Raw genomic sequence first — 15,452 nt, 5'->3', positions numbered from 1 at the left:
AAATCCCCGCACTGATGGCGGGGATTTTTATGTGCAGCGTTTAGCGTTACTGCGCGGCGATGCTGTAGCCGTCGAACGCGGTTTGCTGTTGAAGCGCAGTGATGATGTTCTTGCGGTTGACCGCTTGTTCGGCCCCGGCATTGTCCAGGAACGTTTCGCTTTCCAGCTCGGCTTCATCGCCTTCGCCGACGAAAGTGAAGCCCAGGAATTCCAGCGCTTCACGGTCAACGTTCAGGCGCGAGCGCGGGGTGCGCAGGGGCAGGGTGACGCTGATGCCGTCCTTGCTGATGGTGAACACTTCGACTTCTTTCTTGGCGCGAGCCGCTTTGCTCTTGCCGCTGCTCGGGTTGCTGATGGCCTGGTGAGTCTGGTTCAGTACCTTCAGCGCCAGGCCATAGACGATTTCCTGAAACGCCGGGTCGTCCTTGAAGCTGGACAGAATGCGGCTGATCGGGAATTTACTGCTCAAGTCTTCCAGGGCAGCAATGTCGGCCGCTTCGGCGTCTTTCAGTTGCTTGAGTTCGCCCATCAATTCGTAGGCTTTGTCGTCGTCGAAGCTGTCATGAGCCTGGCGAATCGCGGCGCGCAGTTCGCGGATCTGGTCGCTTTCCCGGGTGGATTGAAAAGCGTCCAGAACCATCTCGCTGATGGTCTTGGCCTGAGGCACATGCTGTGAAAGATTGATGGAGTTTTCGTATTCCGCTTTGGACGACAAGGTGACTACGGATTCAGCGGTATTGGAATCGGACATTGAAATTTCACTACTTCTTTAACTTGGATTGAGGCGAGAAAGCACGGGGCCTTTTCAGGCCGCCTAATCTATTGGACCGAGGCTGCGTTGTCACGGATGAACCGGTGGCTGGTCAGTATTTTTGGTGAGAGAGCTTTTAGCCGGCTGACATTTGTGGGCGTTTTGCCTGGAGTGTCAGTAGCACCCGATAAAATTTCACCGCCCGCCCGCTGATCAATCCGCAGACAAACCCCGTCGCCGAAGCCTTGAGCAGCACCATCTCAACTGTGACGGCGAACTCCGGATACACCTCATCCTGATAGCCGAAGTAACAGTTCACGGCAAAAAACAGCAGGTAGAACACCAGGGTTTTAACCGTGCCCGGTACTATCAGCCCGGTTTCCGGATCATCCAGCTCAATACCCTTGCGCGCAAATACAACCAGTGCCGTGAGGCTGCCGAGAGTGACAGCGGCCAACCAGCAGCCAATCGATATTTCAGGGCTCAGCGTCAGGTTCAGTGAACACAACGACCAACCGAGCCAAAGCGGTGGAGTGACAAGCAACGACGTTTTGCTTTCATGGGTGGGGGAAAAGGCTTTGACGCCGTAGTAACAGAGCAGCAGAAAGATCACATAAACCCACAGCGGTGTGTTTTGCAGGGTGTTGAGCATTACGTAGCATCCGTGCCGGGAATGAAGAGTCCGGATAATAGCTGCTGCCATGGCAGAGGCTACCGACTATTTCCCCATCGAATTCATATTCATCGAACGAGTCATCCACTGCTCCGCCGTTTGCTCATCCACTGGCAAGGAGAAGCGAAAAGTCGCGCCGCGCCCGGGCACGTCGATCAGCTCAATTTCGCGACCGTGCAATTGCAGGATCCGATGAACGATCCGCAGCCCCAGGCCGCCATCGCGTCGTGCGCCGCCAATGTTGAACGGACGCAGGAACAGACCTTCGCGCAACTCAGGGGCGATGCCGGGGCCGGTGTCGCTGACGGTCACTTCAATAAAAGCCCCCTGAGGACGGAGGCTGAGTTCGATTTCTCCGCCTTGGGGGGTGTGACGCAGGGCGTTGTCGAACAGATTGGTCAGCACCCGTTCGATCAGCCCCAGATCGGCGCAGGCCACCGCGACGTTGGGGGCGAACGTGGCCTTGAGCTCGATCTGGCGTGCTTCGGCGCTGAGTTCGAATTTCTGAATGATGTCCTGCACCAGATCGGTCAGGGAGAAGCGCTCCAGCACTGGTTGCACGAAACCGTGTTCCAGCCGCACCAATTCCAGCAGTGATTGCGCCAAGCCACCGACCTTGCGGCTTTGATCCAGGGCGATCCCCAGATAACGGCGGCGGTCGGCAGGAGACAACGTGGCGTCCTTGAGCGACAGGGTTTCAAGGTAACCATGCAGCGAGGCCAGTGGTGTGCGCAGGTCGTGGGAAATGTTCGCCACCAGTTCGCGACGCTCCTGATCCTGGCGGGTCAGCGAGTTCCATTGTTCACCGAGACGCGCTTGCATCTGTCGGAAGGCGGCGTCGAGTACGGCAATTTCATCGTGGCTGGCGGTTTGTTTTACCGGCTCTGGCTCGGGCGAGGCGGGCGGCGCCGACGGAACGCCATTGATATCGAACTGACTGACTTTCTCGGTCAAGCGGCGCAATGGCCGGGTGATCAGGGCAAATGCCGTGAGGCCGGCAATCAGGCACAGCAACGCCACCAACCCGATTGATAACAACGCGGTATTGAGCGCCGCGCTGGTGGCGCCGCGTTCGGCAAAGCGGTCGTGCTCCTCGCTGAGCAATACTACATAGAGATAACCGGCCGATTGACCGTTGACCCGCAATGGCGCGGCGCTGAACACCTTGCTGCCATCGACGCTGCGCGGATCGTCGCCGAGAATCGGCAATGCCTCGCCTTTGAGCAAACGCTGGATCGGCGCCAGATCGACCTGCTCCCGGCGTATCCGGCCCTCGGGCGCGGCGCTGCCGACAATTCGGCCGCCGGTGTCGAGCAGATAGACCTCGACACTGGGATTGACCAGCATCAGCTGGCTGAACAGTTCACGCACGGCATTGGGCATCGGGCCATTGCGGTCCATCAGTACAGTGTCGTGGGCGATGTGTTGCGCCAGATCCCGCGACAAGCCTTGCACCACTTCCAGTTCATGCATCTGGTTGGAGCGAACCTGCATCCATACCGAGGTGCCGCTGCACACCAGCAACAGCACGGCGAACACCAGAGACAGGCGTTGGGTCAGGGTCAATCTCATGGCTGCTCTCCGCTCGTCGCGAATTTGTAACCACGACCCCACACGGTGAGGATGCGCGCCGGTTGCGCCGGATCGGCCTCGATCTTGGCCCGCAGGCGGTTGATGTGGGTATTCACCGTGTGCTCGTAGCCTTCATGGCTATAGCCCCACACCGCGTTGAGCAGGTCCATGCGCGAGAAGACCTTGCCGGGCTGGCGGACAAAGAAGTACAGCAGGTCGAACTCCCGCGGCGTAAGGTCAAGGCGACGGCCATCGAGGGATACTTCGCGGGTGATCGGGTCGATGGACAGGCCATCGCTGATCAGGCTGCCAGCGTCCATTTTCAGGTTGCGGGCCATGGCGTCGACCCGTCGCAGCAATGCCTTGACCCGGGCCACCAGCTCTAGCATGGAAAAGGGTTTTGCCAGGTAATCGTCGGCACCGAGCTCCAGCCCCAGAATCCGATGGACTTCGCTGGAGCGCGCACTGGTGATGATGATCGGTGTATAGCGGGCCATGGCCCGGGCGCGGCGGCAGATTTCCAGGCCGTCGACGCCGGGCAGCATCAGGTCGAGAATCAGTGCATCCCAGCTTCCTTGCTGCAGCAGTCGCATGCCCTCATCGCCGTCGGCGCAGTGCACCACCTCGAACTGCTCATCGCGAAGATGCAGGCAGATAAGGTCGGCGATGTGCAGGTCGTCCTCGACCACTAGGACGCGCTTGGTCTGTTCCATGGAGCTCAATCCTTTGTGACGCAATGAACACATTGTGCGGGTTTTCCTGAGGCTGAGTTATCACGAATTGTTTAACTCCTCGTGAGGATTTGGCGATCAACTCAAGCCTAGGCTGTGTTCCATGCAAGACATCTGGAATTTTGGAGAAGGCCCATGTTTTCACGGCGACAGTTTCTTGTAGCGAGCGGCGGGCTGGGGGCTGCAGCCCTGGTGATCGGTGTATTGCCAAAATTTTCCGCAAGCGTCGCGCTGATCGATGAGGCCCGCGCGGCTGAGGTTTTCGAGGTGACCCACAGCGACAGCGAATGGCGCGCCATGCTCAGCGCCGAGCAGTACGAGATCTTGCGCGAAGAGGGCACTGAACGGGCTTACAGCAGCCCGCTGAACAACGAGCACCGCAAGGGCGTTTTTGCCTGCGCCGGTTGTGATTTACCGTTGTTTTCTTCCGACACCAAGTTCGAGAGCCGCACTGGATGGCCGAGCTTCTGGGCACCACTGGACAACGCGGTCGCCACCCGTCAGGACCGCTCCTTCGGCGTGCTGCGCGAAGAGGTCCACTGCCGTCGTTGCGGCGGTCACTTGGGTCATGTTTTCGACGACGGGCCAAAGCCAACCGGTCTGCGCTACTGCATGAATGGCCTGGCGCTGACTTTCAAGCCACAGGCGTAATCCATGGGCACTTCCTTTCACTCACTTCGCGCAGGTCGACATTATGTGGCTTCTGGTCCTCGCTTATCTCGGTGGTGTGCTGACGATCATCAGCCCGTGCATTCTCCCGGTATTGCCCTTTGTCTTCGCTCGCACCGGGCAGCCGTTTATGAAGAGTGGCTTGCCGCTGCTGGCGGGGATGGCCCTGACCTTCGCGCTCGTCGCCTCGTTGGCGGCGGTGGGCGGCGGTTGGGTGGTGCAAGTCAATCAGTACGGTCGCTGGCTCGCGTTGCTGTTCGTTGCACTGTTCGGGCTGACGCTGTTGCTGCCCCGGTTGGCCGAGCGCTTGACGCGTCCACTGGTGGCGGCCGGCGGTCGGCTGTCGGAAGCCGCGGCTGCCGATACCCGGCCGCGTCCCGGCGCTTCGTTGCTGATCGGTGTCGCCACGGGCCTGCTCTGGGCGCCCTGCGCCGGGCCGATTCTGGGCCTGCTACTGACTGGCGCGGCGCTGCAAGGAGCAAACATCGCCACCACACTGTTGCTACTGGCTTACGCGGCCGGTGCGGCTACCTCTCTCGCCGCGGCACTGCTGCTGGGCGGTAAAGTCTTCGCCGCGATGAAGCGCTCGATAGGCGCCGGCGAGTGGCTGCGTCGAGGCTTGGGGGGGGCGATGCTGGCCGGTGTAGTGGCGATCGCCTTGGGGCTGGATACCGGGATTCTGGCGCGGGTCTCGACGGCATCCACCGGCGATATCGAGCAGGCGCTGGTAAACCGATTGGCCGGTAAGTTGCCCACCGACAGTGGGGCGATGATGTCGCAGATTCCACGGGACGGGGATCAACCCGTCGGCAGCATGAAAATGACCGCCAAGATACCGGGTGAACTGCCGATTGAAGGCAACCTTCCATCGCTGGGCGGCGCTGTGCAATGGCTCAATTCACCCCCTCTCACCGCCCAGGCCTTGAAGGGCAAGGTTGTGCTGGTGGATTTCTGGACTTACTCCTGCATCAACTGCCTGCGCACCCTGCCGTATGTGAAAGCCTGGGCCGAGAAGTATCGTGATCAGGGCTTGGTGGTGATCGGCGTCCATACGCCCGAGTTTGCCTTCGAACGAGATGTAGGCAACGTCACCAAAGCCATGAAAGACCTGGGTATCACTTATCCGGTGGCAATCGATAACGACTACAAGGTCTGGCGTGCTTTCAACAACCAATACTGGCCAGCACACTATTTTGCCGATGCTCAGGGGCGCATTCGTTATCACCACTTTGGCGAAGGCAAATATGCCGAATCGGAGCGAGTGATTCAGCAACTGTTGCGTGAGACGGGCGCCGCGAAAGTCGCGGACGGGCTGATCAATGCTCGTGCCGAGGGTGTCCAGCTCGCCCCGAACATGAATGAAGTGCGATCGCCGGAAACCTATGTCGGCTACCGACGGGCGGAGCATTTCGTTGCTGATATTGATCTGGCGCCAGACAAGGTGACGGCCTATAGCCCACCGTCACAACTGGCCCTCAATAACTGGAGCCTGGATGGCCAATGGACTGTCGGTCCGGAGCGGGCCGTTTCAAACGCCCCGGCCAGTCGTATCGTCTACCGCTTCCATGCTCGCGACTTGCATCTGGTATTGGGCCCCGGTGCTGATGGCAAACCGGTGCGTTTCAAAGTGTTGATTGACGGCAAGCCCCCAGGTGATGCCCATGGTGTCGACGTGGCGCCCGATGGCAGCGGCAGCGTTATCGAACAGCGGTTGTATCAATTGGTACGCCAAACCGCAGGCGTAAAGGACCGGACATTCAGCATTGAGTTTCTCGATCCCGGTGTGTCGGCGTATGCATTTACGTTTGGTTGATAGCCCCATTCACTCAGGAGACAAGCCATGAAAACCCTATATAACTGGCGTCGCACCCTGCTGGGATTGGCCGCCGCCGGTGTTATCGGTCAGTGCGCAGCGTTCTCTTTCGGAGGCACCGAAGAGGCGGTCATCATTCCGCCACCCACGCTCGACGAGAACACTCAAGCACGCAGCGAAACGGCAATTTTTGCGGGCGGTTGCTTCTGGGGCGTCCAAGGGGTATTTCAACACGTCAAAGGGGTGAAGAATGCCGTTTCCGGCTACGCGGGCGGCACCGCTGACACCGCTCAATACGAGCGGGTCAGCAACGGCGATACCGGTCATGCGGAGGCTGTCGAAGTCACCTACGATCCCGCTCAAGTCAGTTATGGCAGCCTGTTGCAGATCTATTTCTCGGTGGCCCACAACCCCACCGAACTTAACCGCCAGGGGCCGGACCGCGGCCCTCAGTATCGATCAGCGCTTTTCCTGAAAAGCGCTGAACAGCAACGTGTCGCCCAGGCCTACATCGCGCAACTCGACGCCGCCCATTTGTTCAACAAACCCATCGTGACCAAGCTGGAAACCTACAACGGCTTCTATCCGGCAGAGGAGGAACATCAGGACTTCCTGACCGAGCACCCGACGTACCCCTACATCGTGATCAATGACCTGCCGAAAGTGGCGCAGTTGAAGCAGTTGTATCCGGATCGGTATCAGGAGAAGCCGGTGTTGGTGAAGGCTGGCCAATAGTGCATTGGCTACTTCAAGCGTGAGCGTTCCATCGCAATGGTCGACGTTTCAAAGCCCAGCTTTGAAAAGAAATCCGAAGCACCTTCACGGCCTGCTCGCAGAACCCAGGTAATGGCGGTGTTGTCGCCCATGACATGCTCAACCAGCGCGCGACCGACGCCTTCACGTCGAGTTTGCTCGCACACGACAACCATCGACAGATAACCGTTGGACAACCCGTCGGTGATACCTCGGGCAAACCCGACGATGTGGGAATCCTTTATCGCAAGCGCTGTACGTTGGGAATTAGCGATCAACTGCGCGAAATGCTCAGCTGAGCCAGTGCGGTGAGCCCAGCCATTCTCGCCAAGAAAAAGTCGCACGGATTCCACGTCGGAGGGCCGCACATCACGGATAAGCACGGGCGTACTCATCCCGAAATCACATTCTTGCCTGCGATCTTGGACCGATACAACGCCTGATCGGCCCTGGCCAGCAAACCGGTTTGTTGTTCTTCTTCAAAACGTTGCACCACGCCAAAACTCATAGTGACTTGATAGTCCCCGACCGGCAGCAGGCTCGACAGGCCATGACGGATTCTTTCTGCGAGTGCCCTGGCGTCGGCCAACAAAGTATTGGGCAGGATCAGGATGAATTCGTCACCGCCCCAACGCGCCAACAGATCGCCTTCGCGCACGCAGTGCTTCACACACTCGATTGCTTGCACCAACGCTGCATCTCCCAAGGCGTGGCCGTAGTGATCGTTGATGTTTTTGAAGTCATCAAGGTCCATGGCGATCAGCGAAAGAGGCTGGCGAAAGCGTTGGGCGCGGTCGCATTCCTTGGGTAGGGTTTTTTCCAGTCGATAGCGATTGGCGATGCCGGTCAGCACATCGGTTTCTGCCAGTTTGCGGTTTTCTTCGAGTTGAATTTGTAACTGCTGATTGACCCGGGACAACTCCCGAGTGCGTTCTTCGACGATGGCTTCCAGGGATTGATTACGTCGCTCCAGTTCTTCGAACAGGCGTTTCTTGTCTTCGATGCTGCGGTGCGCGCCGATCATTCGCGCCACCGAGCCATCGGCATTACGTGCCAGCACGTAGCCACGATCTTCGATCCAGGTGTAAGTCCCATCGCGCATGCGGCAGCGATACTCGGCTTGATAACCAGGTGCGCGCTGATTCAGGTAGTCATCAAACAGCGCCATGACCTGTGAATAATCGTCGGGGTGGATCACGTTTTCCCAGGTCAGTACGTTGTTATCCAGGGAGTGAGGCGTATAGCCGAGCATCTCGTACCACCCGGGGTTGCGGTAGACGAACCCGGTGTTGGCGTTCCAGTCCCAGATGCCATCGCTGACCAGTTCCAGAATGGTGTGCAGCATGTCTTCGTTAAAATCTGACAGATTGAACTTCAATGGCTCGATATTCGATGCCTCACCCATCACTGGTCTCCCTGTCGTCCCTGATATCAACGTGACTCGTCAGTCGCGGAGATTAGTTCATGGCGTATTGCCCCGGCTAGTGTTTGCCCCACCACTGCAGTGCAAAGTCGACGAAGCTGCGCAATTTCGGCAAACGGTAGCGGTCCTGGGCGTACACCAGGTTCATTGGCCGACTCGGCAATTGGTAGTCCTGCATCAAGGCCACCAGTTTTCCATCCTGAAGGTCCTGCTCCACCAATGCATCGGGCACCATCACTATACCCATACCGGTTCGCGCCGCTTGATGCAGCCCTGCCGAGCTGTTGATCAGCATTGGTCCACTGACCGCCACCATGACCTCGCCTTCGGGCCCCCTCAGGCGCCATTGTTTTGCTACCGAGTGCCAGTCATCTCCGGCCGGGTAGGCAAAGGCCAGGCAGTCATGGTGTTGCAGGTCGGTGGGTTTCTGCGGAGTGCCTCGACGCGCCAGATAGTCCTTCGATGCGCACAGGGTCATCGTGTAGTCGATGAGCGGGCGGGCGATCATGTTGGGCAGCTCGGTAGTGCCCAAGCGAATCGCCACGTCGAAACCGTTGTCGAGCAGATCCAGGCGCTGGTTGGTCAAGACGACGTCGAGTTTGACCTGCGGACAGCGCAGGGCGAATTCGCTCAAGGCCGGCGCCAGCCGTTCGGTGCCAAAGGTCAGCGGTGCGGTGATGCGCAGAGTCCCGCTCGGCTCGTCGAGGGTCTGTTCGGCCAGGCGTTCGGAATCGGCCACCAACCCCAATACCTCGAGACAACGTTGATAGTACGCCGTGCCGAACTCCGTCAGCCTCTGGCGTCGTGTCGTACGGTTGAGCAGGCGCACACCCAGACGTTGCTCCAGGGCTCGAAGATGATTGCCGACCATGGTCGTGGACATTTCGCACTGCAAAGCGGCGGCGGTCATGCTGCCGGCTTCCACCACCCTTACGTAAACGGTCATTGCCTGGAACAAATCCATTATCAAGCTCGGCTTTAAAATGATTGAAGTGTTGCAGTATTTATCCAGCTCAGGTGGCTAACCATACTGCAAAAACCCCGACTATTAATGGAGTTTGATGTCATGACCGCCGCCTGCCTGATGAGCACCTACCAACCCTTGGCCCTGAGTTTCAGCAAAGGCCTGGGTACGCGCTTGTGGGATCAGGCCGGTCGTGAATATCTGGACGCGGTGGCGGGCGTGGCGGTGACCAACGTCGGCCATTCCCATCCGCGAATTGTGGCGGCCATCAGCGAGCAGGCCGGGCTGCTATTGCACACATCCAACCTGTACAGCATCGATTGGCAACAGCGGTTGGCGCATAAACTGGCTCGGCTTTCCGGCATGGAGCGTGCGTTCTTCAACAACTCTGGCGCCGAAGCCAACGAAACCGCGCTGAAACTCGCGCGGCTGTACGGCTGGCACAAAGGCATCGAGCAGCCGCTGGTGGTGGTCATGGAGAACGCCTTTCACGGTCGTACTCTTGGCACCTTGTCCGCCAGTGATGGGCCGGCGGTGAGGTTGGGGTTTAACGAATTGCCGGGGAATTTCATTAAAGTGCCGTTCGGCGACCTCGCGGCGCTGGAGGCGGTGCAACAAGCCCACGGCCCGCGCATCGTGGCGATTCTGATGGAACCGATTCAGGGCGAAAGCGGTGTGCAAGTGGCGCCGCCCGGATATCTCAAAGCGGTGCGCGAACTGTGCAACCGGCGCGCCTGGCTGCTGATGCTCGACGAGATCCAGACTGGCATCGGCCGTACCGGCCAGTGGTTTGCGTTCCAGCACGAAGGCATCATCCCGGACGTCATGACCTTGGCCAAAGGCCTCGGTAACGGCATCCCTATTGGTGCCTGTCTGGCCCGGGGCAAAGCAGCTGACCTGTTCACCCCCGGCAGCCACGGCAGCACGTTCGGCGGAAACCCGCTGGCATGCCGCGTGGGGTGCACCGTGCTGGAGATCATTGAGGAACAGGGCCTGCTGGAGAACGCCAAACTGCAGGGAGAACGTTTGCTCGCCAGATTGCGCATTGAATTGGCCGACGACCCCAACATCCTGGCGATTCGCGGTCAGGGTTTAATGATCGGCATCGAACTCAAACAACCGATCCGCGACCTGACCCTGATTGCAGCCCGCGATCACGGCTTGCTGATCAACGTGACACGGGGCAAGACCATTCGCCTGCTGCCACCGTTGACGATTGATGAGCGGGAAGTGGAGATGATTGTCAGAGGGGTGTGTCGGGCGGTGAGCGCAGCCTGATTTCTATTGGATGTACGCATTTACCCTACAGAATCGGTGCCAGCGTCAGTGGAATCAGGAGCGATCAGTCGGTTTGTTCCATCGTACTGACGAAAGCCGTGACTTCAGCCCGGTCCATCAGTTGAAGTTTCGAACCGTCAAACCCTTCGAACAAACGCTGATGCGCGACAAATCCACTGGACCCTTCACGAGTACGGTAGCGGCCGGCCCATTCCAGTAACGCGATCAGCAATTCGTCGTTGTCGTCCCGCTTCGACTCTCGCAGGCGAATATTATTGACGCAATCTTCATCCTCCAGACACAGCCAGATCAGCAATGTTGCCTGTTCCACAAGTTCACTGACCATCCAGCCGTAAACGCCCTCGATAACCCAGCATTGTTCACTGGCTGCCACCCGCGCCATTCCCAGCGCTTCGGCGCGGGGGCGAGGGATGCTGTGTTCATCGGATATCCAGTGAATCAGGTCGAGATCGATCCAGGGTACTTGCAGTTGCTCGGCCAGTCGTTTGGCCAGCCAACTCTTGCCCGAGCCGGAATTGCCGATGATCAGGGTTCGGGTGAGGTTCAGGGTGGGCGGGTGATGTGTGCTCATGGCAACTCGGGCGAAGTCAGTCAACCATTTCGGAACTTTCAGGCGCAATCATCCGCGTCTTCGGTGATCCATCCGCATTGAATTGATAAATATCCTGCGGCTGGCCCTTTTCATTGAAGAACACTTGGCCGATCCCTGCCGAGTTCCACAGCCGTTCACCCGCTTCGGCGTGCTCGGGAATGTGCGGAACAATGCGCATGCGTCGACGCTTGGTCAGCCAGTTGAGGGGCGAGCGGGGCGAGTAGAGCCAGCGGTTGAGGCGGTCGAACCATTCGAGCAGGGCGGACGGGAATTCGTTTTTGATGCCGCTGCTGGTGATCTGCCAGATTCGTGGGCCGGCCTTTCGGTGTCGGATCAATACTTCGTAGACGAAGGAATAATGCACATCGCCGGACAGCACCACGTAGTTACCGGGCGTGCGGGAGTGTCGGAAAATGTTCAGGATCACTTGGGCCGCGCCGCGATGGGCCATCCAGTTTTCGGCATCCACCAACAGTGGATAACCGCACCAGCTAAACATCCGTTGCACGGATTCGATCAGTTTGACGCCGAAAATCGGCGCCGGCGAAACGATGATCGCCGAGGGATGATCGAGCAATTCCTGTTGCAGCTCGCTGAGCGCTTCCCAGTCCAGCAGACCGGACGGTTGCTTGAGCGTCATCTCGCTGCGCCAGCGACGAGTGCGGGTGTCGAGCACCACCAGCGCAGGGCGGGTGGGCAGCACGTAATGCCACTTCTGAAAGCTCAGCAGCTCATCGATCAAGCTATCCTGGACGTCGGTGTCGAGGTAATGGTCTTGCCCAGGGGCACTCAATAGTCGGGTTTTTTCCAGCATGCCGCCAAACGCGTCCGGGTTGTTGCCCCAGCCTTGGCACAGCATATAAGCGAGCAGCGCGTTGCCGATGATGCGCTTGGAGAACGGATGGCCGTAGGCCGTTTCCTCCCATTGCGCGGAAAGATTCCAGTCATCGGTAATATCGTGGTCGTCGAAAATCATCAGGCACGGCAGGTGCGCCATCGCTCGTCCAACACCACCCAGTCCTTTCTTGAACTCATCGATGCGCGTCTGCTCCAGGGCATAACGCTTGCGTCGTTCGGGCGTCAGTGCCGGTGGTTGCGGCGCGATCAGTGTCCAGGACGTTGGTGACCATACTAATAGGTACATGGCCATGACCTCGGCAAAGGTCACCAAATGGTTGTCGGCGCTGCTACTGGTAAAAATCGGCTTACGCGCTCCACCGAAAAATCGTTCGCGCAGGGTTTCGTTGCTCTCAAGCGCCGGTAACAAATCCGCACGATGGTAGTAACTGGCCGGGTGTTCGTAGAGTTTGGCGCTATCGCTGACCACTGCACCGTCGAGGTGTTCGTCGAACAGCCCCAGACGCTCGATCAAGGCATGAATTGCCCGCAACATCGGCCCCGCGACATCATCCGCATAAACCTGATCACCGCTCATTATTAATAGCGCGGGGCGCTTGCAAGCGTCCGGCTCGGACTCCAGCAACCGATCGACGCACAACAAACCATCGGCCGCCGGATGGTGGGGTTTACGACAGGAGCCATGCAGCAACTGATCAATCCGCGAGCGCAACACGAAATTCGGACAACGCGCTTCGCCATATAGTAGATCAGGCGCCCATTCGAGGATGCCCGACTGAGCGCCATCCGCTTCGATGATCAGCAGGTCGTACTCGATCAACGTGTCGCAGGGCAGGGCGGCATCCAGTGGCACATCAATCAAATGAACGAAGGCATGCGTACCGACCGGGATGATCGTGCATTGCCCCGCATCGAGACGGATGTCGATTCCTTGCAGACGCAGCGTTAGCGTCAGCGCACGGGAGCCCACCAGCCACAGCAGCAGTCGCGTGGGTTCCAGGCGCCGTAATAGCGGACCGACGAGGACCGGTGGCAATGGAGAGTGATCGGCGGGCAATGGCAAAGGTGCGGACATCCTGGTTAAAGACTCTTGGTGCAGAGAGGCGGGCGATGATAGCGCAGACGGTGGCGAGGACTGTCTGATAGCCAATGGCTTATACCTGAATCACAACGAAGATCGCTTCGCACAACACATCTGCCAAAGGAGCTGTGATGGACGCATGCTGGTTTCACCCTCTCTGGAGCCGGGTTAAAATTAATCGCAGCAGGTGGTTGACCATGAAATTAAATGCTGTACTATTCGCCTCCCGCTAACGAGCATCTTGGATGTTTGTTTCGGGGCAAGTAGTTGAATCTTATGAAGAAAAACAAAGATTTTACTGCTTGACAGCAACAGAGGCTGCTGTAGAATGCGCGCCTCGGTTGAGACGAAAGATCTTAACCAACCGCTCTTTAACAACTGAATCAAGCAATTCGTGTGGGTGCTTGTGGAGTCAGACTGATAGTCAACAAGATTATCAGCATCACAAGTTACTCCGCGAGAAATCAAAGATGTAACCAACGATTGCTGAGCCAAGTTTAGGGTTTCTTAAAACCCAAAGATGTTTGAACTGAAGAGTTTGATCATGGCTCAGATTGAACGCTGGCGGCAGGCCTAACACATGCAAGTCGAGCGGCAGCACGGGTACTTGTACCTGGTGGCGAGCGGCGGACGGGTGAGTAATGCCTAGGAATCTGCCTGGTAGTGGGGGATAACGCTCGGAAACGGACGCTAATACCGCATACGTCCTACGGGAGAAAGCAGGGGACCTTCGGGCCTTGCGCTATCAGATGAGCCTAGGTCGGATTAGCTAGTTGGTGAGGTAATGGCTCACCAAGGCGACGATCCGTAACTGGTCTGAGAGGATGATCAGTCACACTGGAACTGAGACACGGTCCAGACTCCTACGGGAGGCAGCAGTGGGGAATATTGGACAATGGGCGAAAGCCTGATCCAGCCATGCCGCGTGTGTGAAGAAGGTCTTCGGATTGTAAAGCACTTTAAGTTGGGAGGAAGGGCAGTTACCTAATACGTAATTGTTTTGACGTTACCGACAGAATAAGCACCGGCTAACTCTGTGCCAGCAGCCGCGGTAATACAGAGGGTGCAAGCGTTAATCGGAATTACTGGGCGTAAAGCGCGCGGAGGTGGTTTGTTAAGTTGGATGTGAAATCCCCGGGCTCAACCTGGGAACTGCATTCAAAACTGACAAGCTAGAGTATGGTAGAGGGTGGTGGAATTTCCTGTGTAGCGGTGAAATGCGTAGATATAGGAAGGAACACCAGTGGCGAAGGCGACCACCTGGACTGATACTGACACTGAGGTGCGAAAGCGTGGGGAGCAAACAGGATTAGATACCCTGGTAGTCCACGCCGTAAACGATGTCAACTAGCCGTTGGGAGCCTTGAGCTCTTAGTGGCGCAGCTAACGCATTAAGTTGACCGCCTGGGGAGTACGGCCGCAAGGTTAAAACTCAAATGAATTGACGGGGGCCCGCACAAGCGGTGGAGCATGTGGTTTAATTCGAAGCAACGCGAAGAACCTTACCAGGCCTTGACATCCAATGAACTTTCCAGAGATGGATTGGTGCCTTCGGGAACATTGAGACAGGTGCTGCATGGCTGTCGTCAGCTCGTGTCGTGAGATGTTGGGTTAAGTCCCGTAACGAGCGCAACCCTTGTCCTTAGTTACCAGCACGTAATGGTGGGCACTCTAAGGAGACTGCCGGTGACAAACCGGAGGAAGGTGGGGATGACGTCAAGTCATCATGGCCCTTACGGCCTGGGCTACACACGTGCTACAATGGTCGGTACAGAGGGTTGCCAAGCCGCGAGGTGGAGCTAATCCCAGAAAACCGATCGTAGTCCGGATCGCAGTCTGCAACTCGACTGCGTGAAGTCGGAATCGCTAGTAATCGCGAATCAGAATGTCGCGGTGAATACGTTCCCGGGCCTTGTACACACCGCCCGTCACACCATGGGAGTGGGTTGCACCAGAAGTAGCTAGTCTAACCTTCGGGAGGACGGTTACCACGGTGTGATTCATGACTGGGGTGAAGTCGTAACAAGGTAGCCGTAGGGGAACCTGCGGCTGGATCACCTCCTTAATCGACGACATCAGCTGCTCCATAAGTTCCCACACGAATTGCTTGATTCATTGAAGAAGACGATAAGAAGCAGCTTTAAGCTCCAAGCTGATAGCTCAACGCTAACAGTTACGCGCTCGAAATTGGGTCTGTAGCTCAGTTGGTTAGAGCGCACCCCTGATAAGGGTGAGGTCGGCAGTTCGAATCTGCCCAGACCCACCAATTTTGT

Annotated in this window: 13 protein-coding genes, 1 tRNA gene and 1 rRNA gene; 6 read left to right on the top strand and 9 right to left on the bottom strand. The window is 57.7% G+C overall.

The window, feature by feature from the left end; translation table 11 throughout:
- Nucleotides 1-46: 46 nt before the first annotated feature.
- The 4 genes from MMG91_RS19525 to MMG91_RS19510 form a co-directional block, all read right to left on the bottom strand.
- On the bottom strand, nt 47-751 hold the full coding sequence (locus tag MMG91_RS19525) for a hypothetical protein (RefSeq protein ID WP_305423357.1): 705 nt from the start codon (nt 749-751) through the stop codon (nt 47-49).
- Nucleotides 752-887: 136 nt separating this feature from the next.
- Complete coding sequence (locus tag MMG91_RS19520) at nt 888-1,403, bottom strand: hypothetical protein (protein WP_310660428.1); 516 nt, start codon at nt 1,401-1,403, stop codon at nt 888-890.
- Between the two features lie 66 nt (nt 1,404-1,469).
- Nucleotides 1,470-2,996, bottom strand: a complete 1,527-nt coding sequence (locus MMG91_RS19515) for a HAMP domain-containing sensor histidine kinase (RefSeq protein WP_310660427.1) — start codon at nt 2,994-2,996, stop codon at nt 1,470-1,472.
- Nucleotides 2,993-3,709: a response regulator transcription factor gene (locus MMG91_RS19510; protein ID WP_052966637.1), complete on the bottom strand. Its 717-nt coding sequence runs from the start codon at nt 3,707-3,709 to the stop codon at nt 2,993-2,995. The genes MMG91_RS19515 and MMG91_RS19510 overlap by 4 nt, the downstream gene beginning before the upstream one ends.
- Before the next feature lie 153 nt (nt 3,710-3,862).
- On the opposite strand from MMG91_RS19510, the gene msrB reads away from it, so the two are divergent.
- The 3 genes from msrB to msrA are packed head-to-tail and all read left to right on the top strand — an operon-like array spanning nt 3,863 to nt 6,944.
- Nucleotides 3,863-4,378, top strand: a complete 516-nt coding sequence (gene msrB / locus MMG91_RS19505) for a peptide-methionine (R)-S-oxide reductase MsrB (RefSeq protein WP_305448300.1) — start codon at nt 3,863-3,865, stop codon at nt 4,376-4,378.
- A gap of 43 nt (nt 4,379-4,421) precedes the next feature.
- Nucleotides 4,422-6,209, top strand: coding sequence for a cytochrome c biogenesis protein DipZ (locus tag MMG91_RS19500; protein WP_310660426.1), 1,788 nt, complete (start codon nt 4,422-4,424; stop codon nt 6,207-6,209).
- A 27-nt stretch (nt 6,210-6,236) separates the two neighbouring features.
- Nucleotides 6,237-6,944: a peptide-methionine (S)-S-oxide reductase MsrA gene (gene msrA / locus MMG91_RS19495; RefSeq protein WP_310660425.1), complete on the top strand. Its 708-nt coding sequence runs from the start codon at nt 6,237-6,239 to the stop codon at nt 6,942-6,944.
- 8 nt (nt 6,945-6,952) lie between these two features.
- Here msrA and MMG91_RS19490 read toward each other — a convergent pair whose 3' ends face one another.
- The 3 genes from MMG91_RS19490 to MMG91_RS19480 form a co-directional block, all read right to left on the bottom strand.
- On the bottom strand, nt 6,953-7,357 hold the full coding sequence (locus MMG91_RS19490; RefSeq protein WP_310660424.1) for a GNAT family N-acetyltransferase: 405 nt from the start codon (nt 7,355-7,357) through the stop codon (nt 6,953-6,955).
- On the bottom strand, nt 7,354-8,367 hold the full coding sequence (locus tag MMG91_RS19485) for a diguanylate cyclase domain-containing protein (RefSeq protein WP_310660423.1): 1,014 nt from the start codon (nt 8,365-8,367) through the stop codon (nt 7,354-7,356). The genes MMG91_RS19490 and MMG91_RS19485 overlap by 4 nt, the downstream gene beginning before the upstream one ends.
- 76 nt (nt 8,368-8,443) lie before the next feature.
- A complete protein-coding gene (locus MMG91_RS19480; protein ID WP_310660422.1) occupies nt 8,444-9,349 on the bottom strand; it encodes a LysR family transcriptional regulator in 906 nt (301 codons plus the stop codon).
- A gap of 102 nt (nt 9,350-9,451) precedes the next feature.
- Between MMG91_RS19480 and MMG91_RS19475 the strand changes: the two genes are divergently transcribed.
- The gene (locus MMG91_RS19475) at nt 9,452-10,627 is read left to right on the top strand and encodes an aspartate aminotransferase family protein (protein WP_310660421.1); all 1,176 of its coding nucleotides are present in this window, start codon (nt 9,452-9,454) and stop codon (nt 10,625-10,627) included.
- Nucleotides 10,628-10,691: 64 nt separating this feature from the next.
- On the opposite strand, the gene MMG91_RS19470 is transcribed toward MMG91_RS19475, so the two are convergent.
- Together MMG91_RS19470 and MMG91_RS19465 are read right to left on the bottom strand one after the other, a co-directional pair.
- The gene (locus MMG91_RS19470) at nt 10,692-11,219 is read right to left on the bottom strand and encodes an adenylate kinase (RefSeq protein WP_310660420.1); all 528 of its coding nucleotides are present in this window, start codon (nt 11,217-11,219) and stop codon (nt 10,692-10,694) included.
- Nucleotides 11,220-11,235: 16 nt separating this feature from the next.
- Complete coding sequence (locus MMG91_RS19465; protein ID WP_310660419.1) at nt 11,236-13,173, bottom strand: alkaline phosphatase D family protein; 1,938 nt, start codon at nt 13,171-13,173, stop codon at nt 11,236-11,238.
- Between the two features lie 532 nt (nt 13,174-13,705).
- On the opposite strand from MMG91_RS19465, the gene MMG91_RS19460 reads away from it, so the two are divergent.
- Together MMG91_RS19460 and MMG91_RS19455 are read left to right on the top strand one after the other, a co-directional pair.
- Nucleotides 13,706-15,244 (top strand): 16S ribosomal RNA (locus MMG91_RS19460).
- A gap of 124 nt (nt 15,245-15,368) precedes the next feature.
- Nucleotides 15,369-15,445 (top strand) — tRNA-Ile (locus MMG91_RS19455).
- The last annotated feature ends 7 nt before the right edge of the window (nt 15,446-15,452 follow it).

It is taken from the genome of Pseudomonas sp. JL3, from assembly GCF_031570575.1.
GTDB lineage: Bacteria > Pseudomonadota > Gammaproteobacteria > Pseudomonadales > Pseudomonadaceae > Aquipseudomonas > Aquipseudomonas cucumis.
This window is presented reverse-complemented; position numbering and strand designations above follow the sequence as displayed.

What these genes read in the sequence shown, in the direction of transcription:
- MMG91_RS19465 (WP_310660419.1), bottom strand. Translation starts at nt 13,173, where the DNA reads ATGTCCGCACCTTTGCCATTGCCCGCCGATCACTCTCCATTGCCACCG.
- MMG91_RS19485 (WP_310660423.1), bottom strand. Translation starts at nt 8,367, where the DNA reads ATGGGTGAGGCATCGAATATCGAGCCATTGAAGTTCAATCTGTCAGAT.
- MMG91_RS19520 (WP_310660428.1), bottom strand. Translation starts at nt 1,403, where the DNA reads ATGCTCAACACCCTGCAAAACACACCGCTGTGGGTTTATGTGATCTTT.
- msrB (WP_305448300.1), top strand. Translation starts at nt 3,863, where the DNA reads ATGTTTTCACGGCGACAGTTTCTTGTAGCGAGCGGCGGGCTGGGGGCT.
- MMG91_RS19510 (WP_052966637.1), bottom strand. Translation starts at nt 3,709, where the DNA reads ATGGAACAGACCAAGCGCGTCCTAGTGGTCGAGGACGACCTGCACATC.
- MMG91_RS19500 (WP_310660426.1), top strand. Translation starts at nt 4,422, where the DNA reads ATGTGGCTTCTGGTCCTCGCTTATCTCGGTGGTGTGCTGACGATCATC.
- MMG91_RS19470 (WP_310660420.1), bottom strand. Translation starts at nt 11,219, where the DNA reads ATGAGCACACATCACCCGCCCACCCTGAACCTCACCCGAACCCTGATC.
- MMG91_RS19490 (WP_310660424.1), bottom strand. Translation starts at nt 7,357, where the DNA reads ATGAGTACGCCCGTGCTTATCCGTGATGTGCGGCCCTCCGACGTGGAA.
- MMG91_RS19525 (WP_305423357.1), bottom strand. Translation starts at nt 751, where the DNA reads ATGTCCGATTCCAATACCGCTGAATCCGTAGTCACCTTGTCGTCCAAA.
- msrA (WP_310660425.1), top strand. Translation starts at nt 6,237, where the DNA reads ATGAAAACCCTATATAACTGGCGTCGCACCCTGCTGGGATTGGCCGCC.
- MMG91_RS19475 (WP_310660421.1), top strand. Translation starts at nt 9,452, where the DNA reads ATGACCGCCGCCTGCCTGATGAGCACCTACCAACCCTTGGCCCTGAGT.
- MMG91_RS19515 (WP_310660427.1), bottom strand. Translation starts at nt 2,996, where the DNA reads ATGAGATTGACCCTGACCCAACGCCTGTCTCTGGTGTTCGCCGTGCTG.
- MMG91_RS19480 (WP_310660422.1), bottom strand. Translation starts at nt 9,349, where the DNA reads ATGGATTTGTTCCAGGCAATGACCGTTTACGTAAGGGTGGTGGAAGCC.